This is a genomic window from Streptomyces sp. SudanB52_2052, assembly GCF_964272415.1.
In the GTDB taxonomy this organism is placed as follows: Bacteria; Actinomycetota; Actinomycetes; order Streptomycetales; family Streptomycetaceae; genus Streptomyces; species Streptomyces olindensis.
This window is the reverse complement of the sequence record NZ_OZ186796.1, coordinates 4,652,928-4,669,318: the sequence shown is the minus strand read 5'-3', so window position 1 is coordinate 4,669,318 and position 16,391 is coordinate 4,652,928. Positions and strand designations below refer to the sequence as shown.

The window sequence follows — 16,391 nt, the reverse complement described above, 5'->3', positions numbered from 1 at the left end:
GCCTGTTTCACGTGAAACAGGCCGCCCCTTTCGTGTCACCACCTAGCCGATCCCACGCCACCCCTCGGGATCGACCCCGCCCGGCACAGGAGCCCCTTCGTCGTACGGCTGACGCGTGAACACGAAGGACCCGAGGTCCAGGTGGCTCACGGACCCGTCCGACCGCCGTACGGCCTTCAGGAGCTCGCCGGCGTAGTAGCCCTCCAGCCCGGTCCAGGTGCCGTCGCCGTTCGGACGGAACCGCGAGCCACGACCGCTGCCCGACAGCGGCCCCAGCGAGAGGATCCCGTCAGCCGTGAGGCGCAGCGCGAAGGCCTGCGTCCCCCAGTACCACGGACCCGTCAGTTCCAGCACGGACGGGTCGACATCGCGCAGCGGTTTCCACGCGATCGGGATGCGCGGTTCCGCCTCGGCGACGATACGGACCAGGTCGGAGGCGACGGGGAACAACAGGGGGCCCGACGTGCAGTTGGCCAGGACGATCGCCGCCACGTCGTCCTCGACACTGATCATCAGGCAGGCGAGGAAGCCGGGCAGCGAACCGGTGTGACCGACGAGGGACCGTCCGTCCCGTCGCCGGATCTCCATGCCCAGACAGTAGGCATAGCCGCTCGCTACGTCCGAGGCCTCGTGGGGCGCTGCCGGTGTCCGCATCTCCAGCAGCGACTCCGGGCTCAGCACCCGCTCGTCGCCCTTGACCAGGAAGGCAGCGAACCGCGCCAAGTCATCTGCGGTCGACCAGAGTTGGCCGGCCGGGGCCATGCGCCCCAGATCCTCGGTGGGCTCGTGCAGCATCACATCGGCCCAGGGATGCACGGCCCAGCCACCCGCATACGGCGCCTGCGGCCGCACGCTCGTCCGGTGCAGCTCCAGGGGTTCGAGCACTTCCCGCCGAAGGACCTCCTCCCACGCGTCGCCGCGCAGCTCCTCGACCAGCGCACCCAGCAGCGCATAACCCGGGTTCGAGTAGTGGAACCGGCGGCCGGGAGGGAACAGCGAGGGCCGCACGCCCAGCACGTCGGCGAGCTCGGGCCGCAGGGATCCGGGGCTCCGCTCCCACCACGGGCCTGGGGTCTCGGCCGCCAACCCTCCAGTGTGCGCGAGCAGTTCGGCGACGGTCACCTCCCCCACACCGGTGCCCGGCAGGTGCTTCTCCAGCGGATCCCCGAGTTCCAGGGCGCCCTCGTCACGCAGCCGCAGGACGAGAACCGCCGTGAAGGTCTTGGTGATGGAGCCGATCCGGTACTGCACGTTCTCGTCCGGCGCATGGCCTTCCACCAAGGTCCGCGCACCGGTCCACACCGGTTTCCCGTCTCGCACGACCGCAGCGACGAGCGACGGCGCCCGTCCTTCGGTCTGCGCGACAGCGATCCGGTGCAGCAGCGCGCGACGCGTGCCGGGAAGCAGCTCTCCCTGAGATGTCATGGATCCCAGTCCACCCGGCCCGGCGTCTCCGCGTCGAGCACATTAGTCGTAGTTCTCACTTGGGCTGTCCCATTCCAGGCTGTGCAGCGGCCGGACACCACGACCGCAGCCGGTCCGGACACCCGATGCCTCTCGCCAGGCCAGCAGGGCGGACAGCCCCTCGCCCCAGACGCCCTCGAACCCCGGCTGGGCCTCGTTCGCTTCCCCGCCCAGCTCGCTGCAGGGGCAGGAGAAATCTGGCGGCACCATGCCTCGGAGATCACTCCGCCAGTCGCGTGCCCGATGGCGAGGAACTGCGCTTCCAGGGACTTCGTCGCGGGGCAGTGGCCGAACCGCCCCTGACCGGCGTGTTCGAGCGCCGCCTGCTCGCCCGCACTTGCCAGGACAGGCACCTCATGCTGGACGCCGGCACCGGCGAGGTGCTGGAGAGGGGGACGACGACGCGCCGGGAACGGCCGCCCATTCTCTGGCCAGTTGGCAGCGCAGCCCCGGGATCCCGCCACCTGCCGGATCGAGGGAGCGGAACGGCGGCATGCCGGAAGCCGTGGCCGCCGAAGCGCACTGCCTCTCCGTCGAGCTCCGCGAGGATGTCATAGCGGCTCACCGCGGTCCTACCCCTGAGCGGGGGGCGGCACCCGGAGATCGTCGCGCCCGTGGCTGCGACGGCTCCCTTGCGTTGAAGCGCGCTTCAACTCGTACGGTCGTCGTGTGGCGACCGAGTGGCCTGCTGCGGCTGCGGACGACCGGGATGCCCATCCAGGGGATGTTGGCGTTCGCGGAGCTGCGCCGGGGCGGAAACGACACCGTGCGGGAGCGGCTGGAGCTGTTGCGGAGACACAGGCACAGGTCAGCAGGAGGTATGAGGCCGTCATGCGCAGCCTCGACGCCATCGACAACAAGATTGCGCACTACGAGCGACTGGTGGAGGAACGGGATGGGGACAGCGGACGACGGGCGTGACGCACGGCCGAGGGACGAGGCGGGCAGGGGCAGGCGGGCCCTCCTGCGGTACGGAGCTGTTGGAGGGGTCGGCGCGATGACGGCACCCCTGACGAGGCCGGGCGCAGCGGTGGCCGACAGTGCGGATCGTGGGCCGTCCGAGCGGTACGCGCGGGGCACTGCCCGTATGAAGGAGATCGCCGGCGAGGATGCCCTCCCCACGGTGGAGGCGCTGGAGGACATCGCCCCTGATCTGGGGCGCTTCGTGGTCGAGTTCGCGTACGGGGATGTGCACGCACGGCCCGGACTCGACGTAAAGCAGCGGCAGTTGGTGACCATCGGCGCACTGACCGCCGCCGGGGACACCGCCCCTCAGTTACGGTTCCACATCGACGCGGCGCTGCATGTCGGTCTGGACGCGGCGCAGGTGGTGGAGGCGCTGATCCACCTGGTTCCCTTCGCGGGGTTCCCGCGGACGCTCAACGCGCTGGCCGCCGCACGCGCCGTGTTCGAGGAGCGAGGGGTGCACATCGAGCCGATCGAGGTGGAGCCAGGCGGGGACCGTTATGCACGGGGCGAGGACAAACTGCGCGAGGTCGACGGCGAGCACGGCATCGAGGTGATCGAGTCCCTGAACGACGTGGCGCCGGATCTCGGCCGGTACATCGTCGAATTCCCCTTCGGAGACATCTACACGCGACCGGGGCTCGACCTGCGGCAACGGCAGCTTGTCACCCTGGGCGGACTGATCGCCTTGGGTGACACGGCACCCCAGCAAAAGGTCCACTTCAACGCCGCGCTCAGAGTGGGACTCTCGCCCCGGCAGGTGATCGAGACGGTCATCCAGGCCGTCCCGTACACAGGCTTCCCCCGCGCGCTCAATGCCGTCGGTGTCCTGCGCGAGGTCTTCGAGGAACGCGGGATCCGCCCCGTGTGACCGGTATGGGCACGATGGAACGGATGGCGGGCCGCCCGGCTCATCGACTCGACCCATGTGCCCGAAGGCGGGACAACAGGACAACGAGTTCGTCTCACCGTCATGTCCCTTGAGCCGAACAGAGGCCACCGTCAATGAGAAAGGGACACGCGAAATACGAACCTACATTTGTGGCTGTCAGGTCTGCGCCATGTCGACGAAACGCGAGTAGTGGCCCTGGAAGGCGACCGTGATCGTCGCCGTCGGGCCGTTTCGGTGCTTGGCCACGATCAGGTCGGCCTCACCTGCGCGGGGCGACTCCTTCTCGTAGGCGTCCTCACGGTGCAGCAGGATGACCATGTCGGCGTCCTGCTCGATGGAACCGGACTCACGCAGGTCGGAGACCATCGGCTTCTTGTCCGTGCGCTGCTCGGGACCACGGTTCAGCTGCGAGAGCGCGATGACCGGGATCTCCAGCTCCTTGGCCAGCAGCTTGAGGTTACGGGACATGTCCGAGACCTCCTGCTGCCGGCTCTCGGCCCGCTTGGACCCGCCGGACTGCATCAGCTGGAGGTAGTCGATGACGACCAGCCTGAGGTCGTTGCGCTGCTTGAGGCGGCGGCACTTGGCGCGGATCTCCATCATCGACAGGTTCGGCGAGTCGTCGATGTAGAGCGGCGCCGCCGAGACGTCGGGCATGCGCCGGGCCAGGCGCGTCCAGTCCTCGTCCGTCATCGTGCCGGACCGCATGTGGTGCAGGGCCACCCGGGCTTCGGCGGACAGCAGACGCATCGCGATCTCGTTGCGCCCCATTTCCAGGGAGAAGATCACGCTCGGCAGGTTGTTCTTGATCGAGGCGGCCCGCGCGAAGTCCAGCGCGAGCGTGGACTTGCCCATGGCGGGGCGCGCGGCGATGACGATCATCTGGCCCGGGTGCAGACCGTTGGTGAGCGAGTCGAAGTCCGTGAACCCCGTGGGCACACCGGTCATCTCGCCGCTGCGCGAGCCGATCGCCTCGATCTCGTCGAGCGCGCCCTCCATGATGTCGCCGAGCGGCAGGTAGTCCTCACTGGTCCGCTGCTCGGTAACCGCGTAGACCTCCGCCTGGGCGCGGTTGACGATCTCGTCGACGTCGTCGTCGGCCGCGTATCCCATCTGTGTGATGCGCGTACCGGCTTCGACCAGGCGGCGCAGGACGGCCCGCTCGTGGACGATCTCCGCGTAGTAGGCGGCGTTGGCCGCCGTCGGCACCGTCTGGACGAGCGTGTGCAGGTACGAGGCGCCGCCGACCTTGTTGATCTCGCCGCGCTTGGTGAGCTCGGCCGCGATCGTGATGGGGTCGGCCGGCTCGCCCTTGGCGTAGACGTCGAGGACGGCCTGGTAGATCGTCTCGTGGGCCGGCTTGTAGAAGTCGTGGCCCTTGAGGATCTCGACGACGTCGGCGATGGCGTCCTTGGACAGGAGCATGCCGCCGAGGACGGACTGCTCGGCCTCGATGTCCTGCGGCGGCACCCGCTCGAACGACGGGCTTGAGCCGCCGTCCCACACCCCGTTGTCAACGCCGCGTTCGTGCTGCTCGTCGCGGCCCCGGGATGCGTCACCACGGCGGCGGGAGGCGGGCAGACGATCACTGGGACCGCTGTCGGCCCACGGGTCGTCCAAGGGCTCGGAAATGCTCACCGAGCGACCTCCTCCCGTCCGCCGCAGCAGACCTCGCCATGCCCCTCTTTTCTACGGCACGGCACTGACAAATGAGAGGCCCAACTCCGTTTGACGGACGCCGGTTTTGTGGCGTTTTGAAAACCGGCGGACGGAGCGGGCGCCGGACCACCGTAGGCCTGTCGGCACCGTCAGCCAATCTGGTTATCCACAGGCCATGTGGACGACGGCCCAGATGCTGTGGAGAACTCCGCGAAACCTGTGCACGACCCGGTGGACAGGCCTGTGAACAAGCGTTGGGCCGCCTTGAAGGCACCGCTCTGACCTGGACTTTTACCGTCCACCGGCTGTGCAGAAGAAAAACTTCCCCAACCGGGCCAAGATCGCTTCGAATGGTGCACAGGAGTGCGTACTGCTGGACGGAAAGTAAGGGCCGCAAAAGCTTTGCATCTCTTACCTGTGGACGATTAGATTGATGCACATGACACAGGCCCCCGCGCGCCGCCGAGTCGGCCGGAGACAGCACGACAGAGAGATCGTCGCACTGGCCGTCCCGGCGTTCGGCGCCCTCGTCGCCGAGCCCCTCTTCCTCATGGCCGACACCGCCATCGTGGGCCATCTGGGCACGGCCCAACTCGCCGGCCTCGGCGTCGCCTCGGCCTTGCTGATGACCGCCGTCAGCGTCTTCGTCTTCCTCGCCTACGCCACCACGGCAGCGGTCGCCCGCCGGGTCGGCGCGGGCGACCTCCAGGCCGCCATTCGCCAGGGCATGGACGGCATCTGGCTGGCGTTGTTCCTCGGCGCCGTCCTGGTCGCCGTCGCACTGCCGACCGCGCCCCACCTCGTAGACCTCTTCGGCGCCTCGGACGCGGCAGCTCCCTATGCGACCACCTACCTGCGCATCTCGGTGCTCGGCATACCTGCCATGCTCGTCGTCCTCGCCGCAACCGGTGTCCTGCGCGGCCTGCAGGACACCAAGACCCCGCTTTATGTGGCCATCGCCGGCTTCGTCGCCAACGGCGCTCTCAATCTGGGACTCGTCTACGGTGCCGACCTGGGGATCGCCGGCTCCGCATGGGGCACCGTCATCGCCCAGTGCGGCATGGCCCTGGCCTACCTCGTGGTGGTCCTGCGCGGAGCACGCAAGCACGGTGCCTCGCTGCGCCCGGACGCCGCCGGGATCAGGGCCTCCGCTCAAGCTGGTGTGCCTCTGCTGGTGCGCACGCTCTCCCTGCGGGCGATCCTGATGATCGCCACCGCGGTCGCCGCCCGCCTCGGGGATGCCGACATCGCCGCGCACCAGATCATCCTGTCCCTGTGGAGCCTGCTCGCCTTCGCCCTCGACGCCATCGCCATCGCGGGCCAGGCCATCATCGGGCGCTACCTCGGAGCCGGTGATTCACAGGGTGCCCGTGAAGCATGTCGTCGCATGGTGGAGTGGGGTATCGCCGTCGGCGTCCTCCTCGGCATCCTCGTGGTCATCACCCGACCGGTGTTCCTGCCCCTGTTCACCAGCGACTCGGCGGTCAAGGACGCGGCGCTGCCCGCTCTGGTCATCGTCGCCCTCTCACAGCCGATCTCCGGCATCGTCTTCGTCCTGGACGGAGTCCTGATGGGCGCCGGCGACGGCCCCTACCTGGCCTGGGCGATGCTGCTCACCCTGGCGGTCTTCACCCCGGTGGCCCTGCTCGTACCGGTGTGGGGCGGTGGGCTCACGGCCCTCTGGGCCACGATGACGCTGATGATGACCGTGCGGATGCTGACCCTGTGGCTCCGTACACGCTCGGGCCGCTGGATCGTGACAGGGGCGACCCGCTGACCGTTTCACGTGAAACAGGCCGACTGTTTCACGTGAAACTAGGTGCGCTCCAAAGAACGTGATGTTTCCCAGAACGCGCTGTTTCACGTGAAACAGGAGACGTGAGACAGAGAGTCTCCCAGCAGACACGACGATGGGGTCGCACCCCGCAGGGCGCGACCCCATCGCTCACTGCTTCAGCGAGCGCGGCACTCAGGCCGCGACGACCTCGATGTTGACCTTGGCGGCAACCTCGGGGTGCAGACGCACGGACGTCTCGTGGGCGCCCAGCGTCTTGATCGGCGAGCCCAGCTCGATACGGCGCTTGTCGACCTCGGGGCCACCGGAAGCCTTGATCGCGGAAGCGATGTCGGCCGGGGTGACGGAACCGAAGAGACGACCGGCGTCGCCGGAGCGGACAGCCAGACGGACCTTGACGCCCTCGAGCTGGGCCTTCACCTGGTTGGCCTGCTCGATGGTCTGGATCTCGTGGATCTTGCGAGCACGACGGATCTGCTCGACGTCCTTCTCGCCGCCCTTGGTCCAGCGGATCGCGAACTTCCGCGGGATCAGGTAGTTGCGAGCGTAACCGTCCTTGACGTCGACGACGTCGCCCGCGGCGCCGAGGCCGGAGACCTCGTGGGTGAGGATGATCTTCATGAGTCGGTCACCCTTCCCTTATCGCGCGGTGGACGTGTAGGGCAGCAGCGCCATCTCACGGCTGTTCTTGACGGCCGTGGCGACGTCACGCTGGTGCTGCGTGCAGTTGCCGGTCACGCGGCGGGCACGGATCTTGCCGCGGTCGGAAATGAACTTCCGCAGCATGTTCGTGTCCTTGTAGTCCACGTACGTGACCTTGTCCTTGCAGAAAGCGCAGACCTTCTTCTTCGGCTTGCGCACAGGCGGCTTCGCCATGGTGTTTCTCCTGTGTGATCAAGAAGTGTGGGTGCGAACCCGCCCTTAGAAGGGGGGCTCGTCCGAGTAGCCGCCGCCACCGCCGCCGGAGTTTCCACCCCAGCCGCCGCCACCGCCCTGCTGGCCACCGGCGGGAGCGCCGGTCGCCCACGGGTCGTCAGCGGGAGCGCCGCCGCCCTGCTGGCCGCCACCGGGGCCGCCGCCCCAGCCGCCGCCACCCTGGCCGCCACCGCCACCGCCGCCGTAGCCGCCCTGGCCACCGCGGCCGCTGGTCTTGGTGACCTTGGCCGTGGCGTTGCGCAGGCTGGCGCCGACTTCCTCGACGTCCAGCTCGTAGACCGTGCGCTTGACGCCCTCACGGTCCTCGTAGGACCGCTGCTTCAGCCGGCCCTGCACGATGACGCGCATGCCTCGCTGGAGCGACTCGGCGACGTTCTCCGCCGCCTGACGCCAGACCGAGCAGGTCAGGAAGAGGCTTTCGCCGTCCTTCCACTCGTTCGTCTGGCGGTCGAAGGTGCGGGGAGTGGACGCGACACGGAACTTCGCGACGGCCGCACCGGAGGGGGTGAAGCGCAGCTCGGGGTCGTCGACAAGATTGCCGACCACCGTGATGACGGTCTCGCCTGCCATGGGGGAACCTCTCGGCGGGTTTGCTCTGGCTGCTTGCTACTCGAATCCCGGGATCAGCTGAGCGTGGAAGCTCAGTGCATCTCGGGACGGAGGACCTTGGTCCGGAGGACCGACTCGTTCAGGTTCATCTGGCGGTCGAGCTCCTTGACGACCGCAGGCTCGGCCTGCAGGTCGATGACCGAGTAGATGCCCTCGGGCTTCTTCTTGATCTCGTACGCGAGACGACGACGGCCCCAGGTGTCGACCTTCTCGACCTTTCCGCCGCCGTCACGGACGACAGAGAGGAAGTTCTCGATCAGCGGGGAGACAGCGCGCTCCTCGACGTCGGGGTCGAGGATGACCATCACCTCGTAGTGACGCATGTGGAACCCACCTCCTTTGGACTCAGCGGCCACGGTCGTTCCGTGGCAGGAGGGTTGTGATGCGTAGGCAACGGTATCGGCCACCACTGACAATCAGGGGTTCTGTGGAGAAGCCCTTGCCGTGACATGGGCAGACACCGGTGCGGACGGTACAGAGTACCCGCACAGCGGCTTGCGGTTGAAATCCGGTCGCGAGGGCAGCCAATCTGTACACATCGGGTGTGTATGGCGCTACGATGCGCCGACTTTCGCAGGAGGTGCCCTATGGCACAGGCATTGCGACCCAACACCGCCGGCGGCCTCTTCGCCACGGACGGAAAGCCCCACCCCCTCCAGGACACCCTGCTCGCGGTGACCCTGGTGCTGGGCATCACATCGTTCGTCACGGCCCTGGTCGACGACGACCTGCACCTGCTCAGCTCCTGGACCGGCTTGGTGGGCATTCTCACCGGCGCGTACGGCCAGTGGATCTCGGAGACGACCCGTGAGCGGTTCGGCCTGATCCTGGGGCTGGGCGCGGCGGGCGTCGGGTTCTTCCTGGGCATGGCGCACGGCGGCCTCTTCGGCGGGCTCATCGACTGACGCCGGGGCACTCCTTTCGAACACCGGGTAACGCCGCGGCCGCGCACGGCCGTGGCGAAGGTGCCGTACGCCCAACCGGCGCGCTCCCAAGGCGCAGTAGGCTTCGCGCGAGAGCCGGAGCCCCTGAACCCATGGGGACACACCAGCCCGAGGAGCGCCCCGAATGAGCCTGACCCTGAGGACCATCAGTCGAGAGCAGCATCTGGCCTACATCCAGAGCCTGCCGTCGGCGAGCCACATGCAGGTCCCGGCCTGGGCTGACGTCAAGGCGGAGTGGCGCTCCGAGAACCTCGGCTGGTTCGACGACCGCACCGGCGAGCTGGTCGGTGTCGGTCTGGTCCTCTACCGGCAGCTGCCCAAGATCAAGCGCTACCTCGCGTACCTGCCCGAGGGCCCGGTCATCAACTGGTTCTCGCCGAATCTGCAGGAATGGATCGAGCCGATGCTGGCGCACCTGAAGCAGCAGGGCGCCTTCTCGGTGAAGATGGGCCCGCCGGTGATCATCCGCCGCTGGGAGGCCGCCTCCATCAAGCAGGGCATCCAGAACCCCGATGTCAAGCGCCTGCGCGACATCGAGGCGGACCACATCGAGCCGCGCGCCTTCGAGGTGGCCGACAAGCTGCGCCGCATGGGCTGGCAGCAGGGCGAGGACGGCGGTGCCGGCTTCGGCGACGTCCAGCCCCGCTACGTCTACCAGGTGCCGCTGGCGAACCGCTCCCTGGAAGAGGTCCACAAGAACTTCAACCAGCTGTGGCGCCGCAACATCAAGAAGGCCGAGAAGGCCGGCGTCGAGGTCGTCCAGGGCGGCTACCAGGACCTCGAGGAGTGGCAGCGGCTGTACGAGATCACAGCGGTGCGCGACCACTTCCGGCCGCGCCCGCTGTCGTACTTCCAGCGCATGTGGACGGCCCTCAACAGCGAGGACCCCAACCGCATGCGGCTGTACTTCGCCCGGCACAACGGCGTGAACCTGTCGGCGGCGACGATGCTGATCGTCGGCGGGCACGTCTGGTACTCCTACGGCGCCTCCGACAACATCGGCCGTGAGGTCCGGCCGTCGAACGCGATGCAGTGGCGGATGCTGCGGGACGCCTACGCGCTCGGCGCCACCGTCTACGACCTGCGCGGCATCTCCGACTCACTGGACGAGACGGACCACCTCTTCGGCCTGATCCAGTTCAAGGTGGGCACCGGTGGACAGGCGGCCGAGTACCTCGGCGAGTGGGACTTCCCGCTGAACAAGCTGCTGCACAAGGCGCTCGACATCTACATGTCGCGCCGCTGACGTCACGTTCAGTGCTTCCATACTTCTGACACCGCACCCTCTGACACACGGCAACCGCTGATACACGGCGACCACGAGAAAGGTTCCAGGTCCGGCCATGGCGCTCACGCTCTACGTCGACACCGCGCGCTGGCGGGCGCACCACAAGCACGTGCAGGAGCAGTTCCCGGGCCTCGTGCCGGTCTGCAAGGGCAACGGCTACGGCTTCGGGCACGAGCGGCTGGCCGAGGAGGCCACACGGCTGGGTTCGGACGTCCTCGCCGTCGGCACGACGTACGAGGCCGCCCGGATCAAGGACTGGTTCGGCGGTGACCTGCTGGTGCTGACGCCGTACCGGCGCGGCGAGGAGCCGGTGCCGCTGCCGGACCGGGTGATCCGCTCCGTCTCGTCGATAGACGGTGTGTACGGTCTCGTCGGCGCCCGCGTGGTGATCGAGGTGATGTCCTCGATGAAGCGCCACGGCATCAGCGAGCAGGACCTGCCCCAGTTGCACGCCGCGATCGAGAACGTCCGCCTGGAGGGCTTCGCCATCCACCTGCCGCTGGACCGCACCGACGGCTCGGACGCCGTCGAGGAGGTCATCGGCTGGATGGACCGGCTGCGTGCGGCCCGGCTGCCCCTGCACACCATGTTCGTCAGCCACCTCAAGGCGGAGGAACTCACCCGGCTCCAGCAGCAGTTCCCGCAGACCCGCTTCCGCGCCCGCATCGGCACGCGGCTGTGGCTGGGAGACCACGAGGCCACCGAATACCGTGGCGCGGTCCTGGACGTCACACGCGTCGCCAAGGGCGACCGCTTCGGCTACCGGCAGCAGAAGGCCGCCTCGGACGGCTTCCTGGTGGTCGTGGCGGGCGGCACGTCCCATGGGGTGGGCCTGGAGGCCCCCAAGGCGCTGCACGGCGTCATGCCGCGCGCCAAGGGCGTCGCCCGCGCCGGCCTCGCGACGGTGAACCGGAACCTTTCTCCGTTCGTCTGGGGCGGCAAGCAGCGCTGGTTCGCCGAGCCGCCGCACATGCAGGTCTCGATCCTGTTCGTGCCCGCGGACGCGCCGGAGCCGAAGGTGGGCGATGAGCTGGTGGCCCATCTGCGGCATACCACCACGCAGTTCGACCGGATCGTGGACCGCTGACCGACGCGGTTCAGCGCAAAGGCCGTACACGGGCTTCCGTGTACGGCCTCTTGGCTTCAGGCGTCGGCTTCTGCGCGACTTCTTGAGCGGCTGCTCGGCGGCCGCTGGGGCCGTTCGCTCAGAGTGAACCGCCCGAGGCGCCCTGCTTGCCCCACTCGACCGACGGCCCGTCGAACCGGACGGCGTCCTGCTGCCGGGACCGGGCCGCGGGACCGAGGACGAACACGTCCTCCGCACCGTCGAGCACCCCGCCCGACGGGTCGTCGTCGCCGGACCGCCGCACCGGGTCCCGCTCCGGCATCAAGATGTCCCGCACGACCATGACGCACAGGTACAGCGTCCCCAGCAGATGCATGCCGATGGCCCAGTGGTAGCCGTCGGTGGGCAGGCCCTTGTGGGCGTCTCCGCTGGTCGTGTACGCGAGGTACATCCAGATCCCCAGGAAGTAGGCCACCTCGCAGGCCTGCCAGATCAGGTAGTCCCGCCACTTCGGCCTCGCTAGCGCGGCCAGCGGCACCAGCCACAGCACGTACTGCGGCGAGTAGACCTTGTTGGTGAGGATGAACGCCGCGACGATCAGGAAGGCGAGCTGGGCGAATCGCGGACGGCGCGGTGCGGTCAGGGCGAGGGCCGCCACACCGGCGCAGCACACCAGCATCAGCAGCGTGGCGAGCGTGTTGACGGTCTCGGTGCCGAGCGGGTTGTCGGAGTTCTGGGCCATGATCAGCCAGAAGGAGCCGAAGTCGACGCCCCGTTCCTGGCTGAACGTGTAGAACTTCGACCAGCCCTCGAACGCGAAGAGCATCACCGGCCCGTTCACGACGACCCAGGCGACGATCCCGCCGCCCAGTGCCTTCGCGAACTCCCGCCACTTGCCCGCGCGCCAGCACAGCACCAGCAGCGGCCCGAGGAGCAGGAAGGGATAGAGCTTGGCCGCCGTGGCGAGCCCCAGCAGGACGCCGAAGGCCAGGGACCGGCCTCGCGACCACATCAGCATCGCAGCGGCCGTCAGAGCGACCGCCAGCAGGTCCCAGTTGATGGTGGCCGTCAGTGCGGCGGCGGGCGCCAGGGCGACCAGCAGGCCGTCCCAGGGACGCCGGGCGTGGGTGCGGGTCACGCAGACGGCGATGACCGACGCGCACACCATGAGCATCCCGGCGTTGACCATCCAGTACCACTGCTCCTGGTACTGGATGGTGCCGCTGCCGGGCGTGAGCCAGGAGGCGACCTCCATGAAGACACCGGTGAGCACCGGGTACTCCAGGTACTGCATGTCGCCGGGGAGCCGGTCGAAGTACGGCACGAGACCGTCGGCGAAGCCACGCCCCTGGTAGAGGTGCGGGATGTCCGAGTAGCAGGCATGCGTGTACTGGGAGCTCGCGCCGAAGAACCAGGCGCCGTTGTAGCAGGGCGCCTTCTGGACCAGGCCGAGGGCGAACATGCCGATCGCCACCAGCGCGATCACTCGCACCGGAGTCCACCAGGACGACCCGAGCAGGGCACGCCGCCCGAGCGGGCCGCCGATCAGCTCGCTGCCGGCCGCGGCGACCTCGTCCTCCTTGGTCGGCCGCACCGGCTCCGGCTCGTGGACGCTCGCTCGCGTCGATTCTGCACTGGGCATGCCGCACATCCTGCCGTACGTGTCTAGTAATACGCCGAGGGCCGCCGTACCCGAGTGGGTGCGGCGGCCCTTGTTTCACGTGAAACAGCCTGACGTTTCACGTGAAACACCCAAGCCGGGCGATCGGTCGGCTATCCGGCGGGGCCTCCGAAGATGCCTCCGTTGCCATTGCCTCTGGTGTTGCCGCCGTCCAGATTCGTGTCGGTCGGCGTGGGCTCGGTACTCGCCCCTCCGTCCGTGCCTCCGCTGTCCGCGCCACCGTTCTGGCCGCCGCCGTCGTTCTCGCAACCGAAGAAACCGCAGGTGTCACTCGGCGAGGGCGACGGGAGCGTCGGGCTCTCACTGGGCGTCGCGCTCGGCGACTCGGTCGGTGTCTCGCTGGGCTCCACGCTCGGGCTCGGGGTCGGCGACGGAGCGCCCACCGCGTCCTGGACCTCGCCGATCTTCTCGGCCTCCGGGAAGCCGAGGTCGGGCTCGCCCTTCAGCGCGGCCTTCATGTACTCGGTCCACACTTCGGTGGGGGTGTCACCACCGTGGATGGACTCCTCGCCCGCGGTGCCGTTCATGGAGAGCAGCTTGGCGCTCTTGGGATCCTCACGGAACATCGCGATCGAGGTCGACAGCTGCTGGGTGTAGCCGACGAACCAGGCCGACTTGTTCTCGTCCGTCGTACCGGTCTTGCCGGCCGCCGTACGGCCCAGAGCCAGCGCGTTCTTACCCGTACCGTTCTGGATGACGTTCTCCAGCACGTCGGTGACGTTGTTCGCCACGTTCTCGGGCATCGCCTGGGTGATCCTCGGCTTGTCGAAGCCGTCGACCTCCTGCCCGTTGAACTTGACGCTGGTCACCGAGTAGGGGGCGGCCTGCTTGCCGGCGGCGGCGAACGTCGCGTAGGCGTCGGCCATGCGGATCGCGCTGGGGGTCGAGGTACCGAGCGCGAACGACGGGTTGAGCGTGGCGAAGCTGGCGTCCAGGATGCCGGCCTTCTCGGCCACGTCCCGCACGTTCCTCATCCCCACGTCCATGCCGAGCTGCACGAACGGGGTGTTGACGGACTGCTCCATCGCCTTGCGCAAGGTGATGTAGCCCCAGGGGCGGTCGCTCTCGTTCTTCTGGCGGAAGGGCGTGTTGTCCTTCTTCAGAACGTAGGAGCCGTCGTTGTTCCTGACCCTCAGATTGTCGTTGCCGTTGTACTTGCTGAGCGGCGAGAGGGGACCGTCGCTCCGGTAGGTGCCGTGCTCCATGGCCGCGGCGAGCACGAACGGCTTCCACGTCGAACCGACGGGGACGCCCGAGGTGTCCGCGTTGTTGTTGAAGTGGCCCTTCTCGTAGCCCGCACCACCGTAGAGCGCGACGATCGCGCCGTCCTTGGGCTTCACCGACGCCGCGCCGAACTGGACGTGCTTGTCCAGCTCACGCTTCTCCGGATCGAGCTTCTCGTCCTCGACCTTCTTGACGGCCTTGGCCAGCGCCTCGACCTTGCTCTTCTCGAAGGTCGTCTTGATCTGGTAGCCGCCCTGGTCGAACTGCTGCTCCGTGATGTTGGAGTGGTTCAGGACGTACTTCTTGGCCGTGTCCACCAGGTAGCTGATCTGGCCGCTCATGCCCTTGGTCGCCTTGCGACCCTGCGGCATGGGGTACTCCTTGATCGCTTCCTGGTACTGGGCGTCCGTGAGCTTGTTGTCGTTGTGCATCTGCTGCAGGATCCAGCCCCAGCGTTCCTTGGACCGCTTGAGGTTGGCGTCCTTGTTCGCCGACGGGTCGAGGCTCTCGTTGCCCGCGGGGTCGTAGTACGTCGGACCCTTGAGCAGAGCGGCGAGGAAGGCGCACTGGCTCGCCGTGAGGTCTTTCGCATCCTTGCCGTAGTAGGTCTGGGCGGCGGCCTGGATGCCGTAGGCGCCACGCCCGTAGTACGAGGTGTTCAGGTACCCCTGGAGGATCTCGTCCTTGGAGAGCTTCGTGCCCACCTTGATCGAGATGAACATCTCCTTGAACTTACGGGTGATCGTCTGTTCCTGGCTCAGGTACGTGTTCTTGACGAACTGCTGGGTGATCGTCGAGCCACCCTGCGTGTCACCGCCCCGGGCCATGTTCGCCAGGGCGCGGGCGATGCCCATCGGGTCGACGCCCGAGTCCTTGTAGAAGGTCTTGTTCTCGGCCGAGATCACCGCCTGCTGCATGGCCTTGGGGATCCGGTCGATCGTGACGTTCTGCCGGTTCTGGCCGCTGCCCGTCGCCACCATCTGCTGGCCGTTGGACCAGTAGTAGACGTTGTTCTGCGACAGGGCCGCCGCGTTCTCCTCGTTGGGGACGCCCACCATGGCGTACCCGATGCCCGCCACGGCCACCAGGCTGCCGAAGAACCCGATGCACAGGCCGGAGACGAGCTTCCAGGAGGGCACCCAGCGCTGCCAGCCGTACTTGCCGGCGCGCGGGTAGTCGATCAGCCGTTTCTTGTCGGACACGGGTGCGCGCCCTCGGCCGCGCCCCGGGCCGACCGGACCGGCGGGAGCGGCGCGCCGGCCACCACGGGCCGGCTCGGCGGCTCTGCGTCGGCCACCTCCGCTTCTCTGCGCCGCACGCCGGGCCTCGGCACGGCCGCCGTACGGACGCTCCTCACCCCCCGAGCCGTAGGAACCCGACCCATAGGAGTCGGACGGAGACTCGGTGGCGCCTCGCGGTGCCGCGCGGCGGCCGGAGGACGAGCCGGACTGGCCGCGTCGGGCCGCGGCACGTCCGCCTCCCTGCGGCTGCGGCGGTTTGCGACGGTGCTCGCTCATCGAACGACTACTCCTCGGGCAGGCGCACTCCTGCGCGCCTGGAAACGGCGGCTGGTTTCCGGTCCCCCCGAAGTACGGATGCGGTCGGCTCCGCATTCATCGGTCCCGCATGCACCCGTACTACACCGAAGACGACGACGCTCTCAGACGTCACTTGGTTCCCGGTGATGTGCATGGCGCACAGACTACGCACCGCCAAAACCTGCCGAGCCCCAAAGTTCACCTCAAATCAGGCAACTCGCGTCCGATGAATCGGTGATGTGATCCCGTTCACCACACCCCCTCTTGTCGCATGCGGAAGGCCGTTCTATCGTCGTGATGTATCGAGTCGATACATCAGCTCGACACAT

At 68.0% G+C, this 16,391-nt stretch carries 14 protein-coding genes; 5 read left to right on the top strand and 9 right to left on the bottom strand.

Annotated elements, in window-relative coordinates:
- Positions 1-42: 42 nt before the first annotated feature.
- Together ACSUPV_RS20640 and ACSUPV_RS20635 are read right to left on the bottom strand one after the other, a co-directional pair.
- Positions 43-1,425, bottom strand: a complete 1,383-nt coding sequence (locus ACSUPV_RS20640) for a serine hydrolase domain-containing protein (RefSeq protein WP_436948110.1) — start codon at positions 1,423-1,425, stop codon at positions 43-45.
- Between the two features lie 42 nt (positions 1,426-1,467).
- The gene (locus ACSUPV_RS20635) at positions 1,468-1,674 is read right to left on the bottom strand and encodes a hypothetical protein (protein WP_359788318.1); all 207 of its coding nucleotides are present in this window, start codon (positions 1,672-1,674) and stop codon (positions 1,468-1,470) included.
- A 913-nt stretch (positions 1,675-2,587) separates the two neighbouring features.
- Here ACSUPV_RS20635 and ACSUPV_RS20630 point away from each other — a divergent pair.
- Positions 2,588-3,301, top strand: a complete 714-nt coding sequence (locus ACSUPV_RS20630; RefSeq protein WP_436948108.1) for a carboxymuconolactone decarboxylase family protein — start codon at positions 2,588-2,590, stop codon at positions 3,299-3,301.
- A gap of 177 nt (positions 3,302-3,478) precedes the next feature.
- On the opposite strand, the gene dnaB is transcribed toward ACSUPV_RS20630, so the two are convergent.
- Entirely contained in the window at positions 3,479-4,960 is a 1,482-nt protein-coding gene (dnaB, locus tag ACSUPV_RS20625; protein WP_031115201.1) for a replicative DNA helicase, read from the bottom strand.
- 460 nt (positions 4,961-5,420) lie between these two features.
- Between dnaB and ACSUPV_RS20620 the strand changes: the two genes are divergently transcribed.
- Entirely contained in the window at positions 5,421-6,758 is a 1,338-nt protein-coding gene (locus tag ACSUPV_RS20620; protein WP_359788325.1) for an MATE family efflux transporter, read from the top strand.
- 192 nt (positions 6,759-6,950) lie between these two features.
- On the opposite strand, the gene rplI is transcribed toward ACSUPV_RS20620, so the two are convergent.
- The 4 genes from rplI to rpsF form a co-directional block, all read right to left on the bottom strand.
- On the bottom strand, positions 6,951-7,397 hold the full coding sequence (gene rplI / locus ACSUPV_RS20615) for a 50S ribosomal protein L9 (protein WP_010032778.1): 447 nt from the start codon (positions 7,395-7,397) through the stop codon (positions 6,951-6,953).
- 18 nt (positions 7,398-7,415) lie between these two features.
- Positions 7,416-7,652 (bottom strand): 30S ribosomal protein S18, encoded by a 237-nt coding sequence (gene rpsR, locus ACSUPV_RS20610; protein ID WP_003949403.1) that lies wholly within the window; start codon positions 7,650-7,652, stop codon positions 7,416-7,418.
- Between the two features lie 45 nt (positions 7,653-7,697).
- On the bottom strand, positions 7,698-8,282 hold the full coding sequence (locus ACSUPV_RS20605; protein ID WP_031115199.1) for a single-stranded DNA-binding protein: 585 nt from the start codon (positions 8,280-8,282) through the stop codon (positions 7,698-7,700).
- A gap of 71 nt (positions 8,283-8,353) precedes the next feature.
- Positions 8,354-8,644, bottom strand: coding sequence for a 30S ribosomal protein S6 (gene rpsF, locus ACSUPV_RS20600; RefSeq protein ID WP_030237450.1), 291 nt, complete (start codon positions 8,642-8,644; stop codon positions 8,354-8,356).
- Between the two features lie 264 nt (positions 8,645-8,908).
- On the opposite strand from rpsF, the gene ACSUPV_RS20595 reads away from it, so the two are divergent.
- The 3 genes from ACSUPV_RS20595 to ACSUPV_RS20585 all read left to right on the top strand — a co-directional run bounded on the left by ACSUPV_RS20595 (position 8,909) and on the right by ACSUPV_RS20585 (position 11,640).
- Complete coding sequence (locus ACSUPV_RS20595; protein ID WP_031115198.1) at positions 8,909-9,226, top strand: hypothetical protein; 318 nt, start codon at positions 8,909-8,911, stop codon at positions 9,224-9,226.
- A 163-nt stretch (positions 9,227-9,389) separates the two neighbouring features.
- Positions 9,390-10,511, top strand: a complete 1,122-nt coding sequence (gene femX / locus ACSUPV_RS20590; protein WP_031115197.1) for a peptidoglycan bridge formation glycyltransferase FemX — start codon at positions 9,390-9,392, stop codon at positions 10,509-10,511.
- A 97-nt stretch (positions 10,512-10,608) separates the two neighbouring features.
- Positions 10,609-11,640: an alanine racemase gene (locus ACSUPV_RS20585; RefSeq protein WP_037760041.1), complete on the top strand. Its 1,032-nt coding sequence runs from the start codon at positions 10,609-10,611 to the stop codon at positions 11,638-11,640.
- Between the two features lie 118 nt (positions 11,641-11,758).
- Here ACSUPV_RS20585 and ACSUPV_RS20580 read toward each other — a convergent pair whose 3' ends face one another.
- Both ACSUPV_RS20580 and ACSUPV_RS20575 read right to left on the bottom strand, forming a co-directional pair.
- A complete protein-coding gene (locus tag ACSUPV_RS20580; protein ID WP_436948104.1) occupies positions 11,759-13,270 on the bottom strand; it encodes a glycosyltransferase family 87 protein in 1,512 nt (503 codons plus the stop codon).
- Positions 13,271-13,392: 122 nt separating this feature from the next.
- Entirely contained in the window at positions 13,393-16,041 is a 2,649-nt protein-coding gene (locus tag ACSUPV_RS20575; protein ID WP_382614679.1) for a transglycosylase domain-containing protein, read from the bottom strand.
- Positions 16,042-16,391 lie beyond the last annotated feature (350 nt).

Coding starts and splice junctions, on each gene's coding strand:
- ACSUPV_RS20640 (WP_436948110.1), bottom strand. CDS start 1,425: ATGACATCTCAGGGAGAGCTGCTTCCCGGCACGCGTCGCGCGCTGCTG.
- ACSUPV_RS20635 (WP_359788318.1), bottom strand. CDS start 1,674: ATGGTGCCGCCAGATTTCTCCTGCCCCTGCAGCGAGCTGGGCGGGGAA.
- ACSUPV_RS20620 (WP_359788325.1), top strand. CDS start 5,421: ATGACACAGGCCCCCGCGCGCCGCCGAGTCGGCCGGAGACAGCACGAC.
- rplI (WP_010032778.1), bottom strand. CDS start 7,397: ATGAAGATCATCCTCACCCACGAGGTCTCCGGCCTCGGCGCCGCGGGC.
- rpsR (WP_003949403.1), bottom strand. CDS start 7,652: ATGGCGAAGCCGCCTGTGCGCAAGCCGAAGAAGAAGGTCTGCGCTTTC.
- ACSUPV_RS20605 (WP_031115199.1), bottom strand. CDS start 8,282: ATGGCAGGCGAGACCGTCATCACGGTGGTCGGCAATCTTGTCGACGAC.
- rpsF (WP_030237450.1), bottom strand. CDS start 8,644: ATGCGTCACTACGAGGTGATGGTCATCCTCGACCCCGACGTCGAGGAG.
- ACSUPV_RS20595 (WP_031115198.1), top strand. CDS start 8,909: ATGGCACAGGCATTGCGACCCAACACCGCCGGCGGCCTCTTCGCCACG.
- femX (WP_031115197.1), top strand. CDS start 9,390: ATGAGCCTGACCCTGAGGACCATCAGTCGAGAGCAGCATCTGGCCTAC.
- ACSUPV_RS20585 (WP_037760041.1), top strand. CDS start 10,609: ATGGCGCTCACGCTCTACGTCGACACCGCGCGCTGGCGGGCGCACCAC.
- ACSUPV_RS20580 (WP_436948104.1), bottom strand. CDS start 13,270: ATGTGCGGCATGCCCAGTGCAGAATCGACGCGAGCGAGCGTCCACGAG.
- ACSUPV_RS20575 (WP_382614679.1), bottom strand. CDS start 16,041: ATGAGCGAGCACCGTCGCAAACCGCCGCAGCCGCAGGGAGGCGGACGT.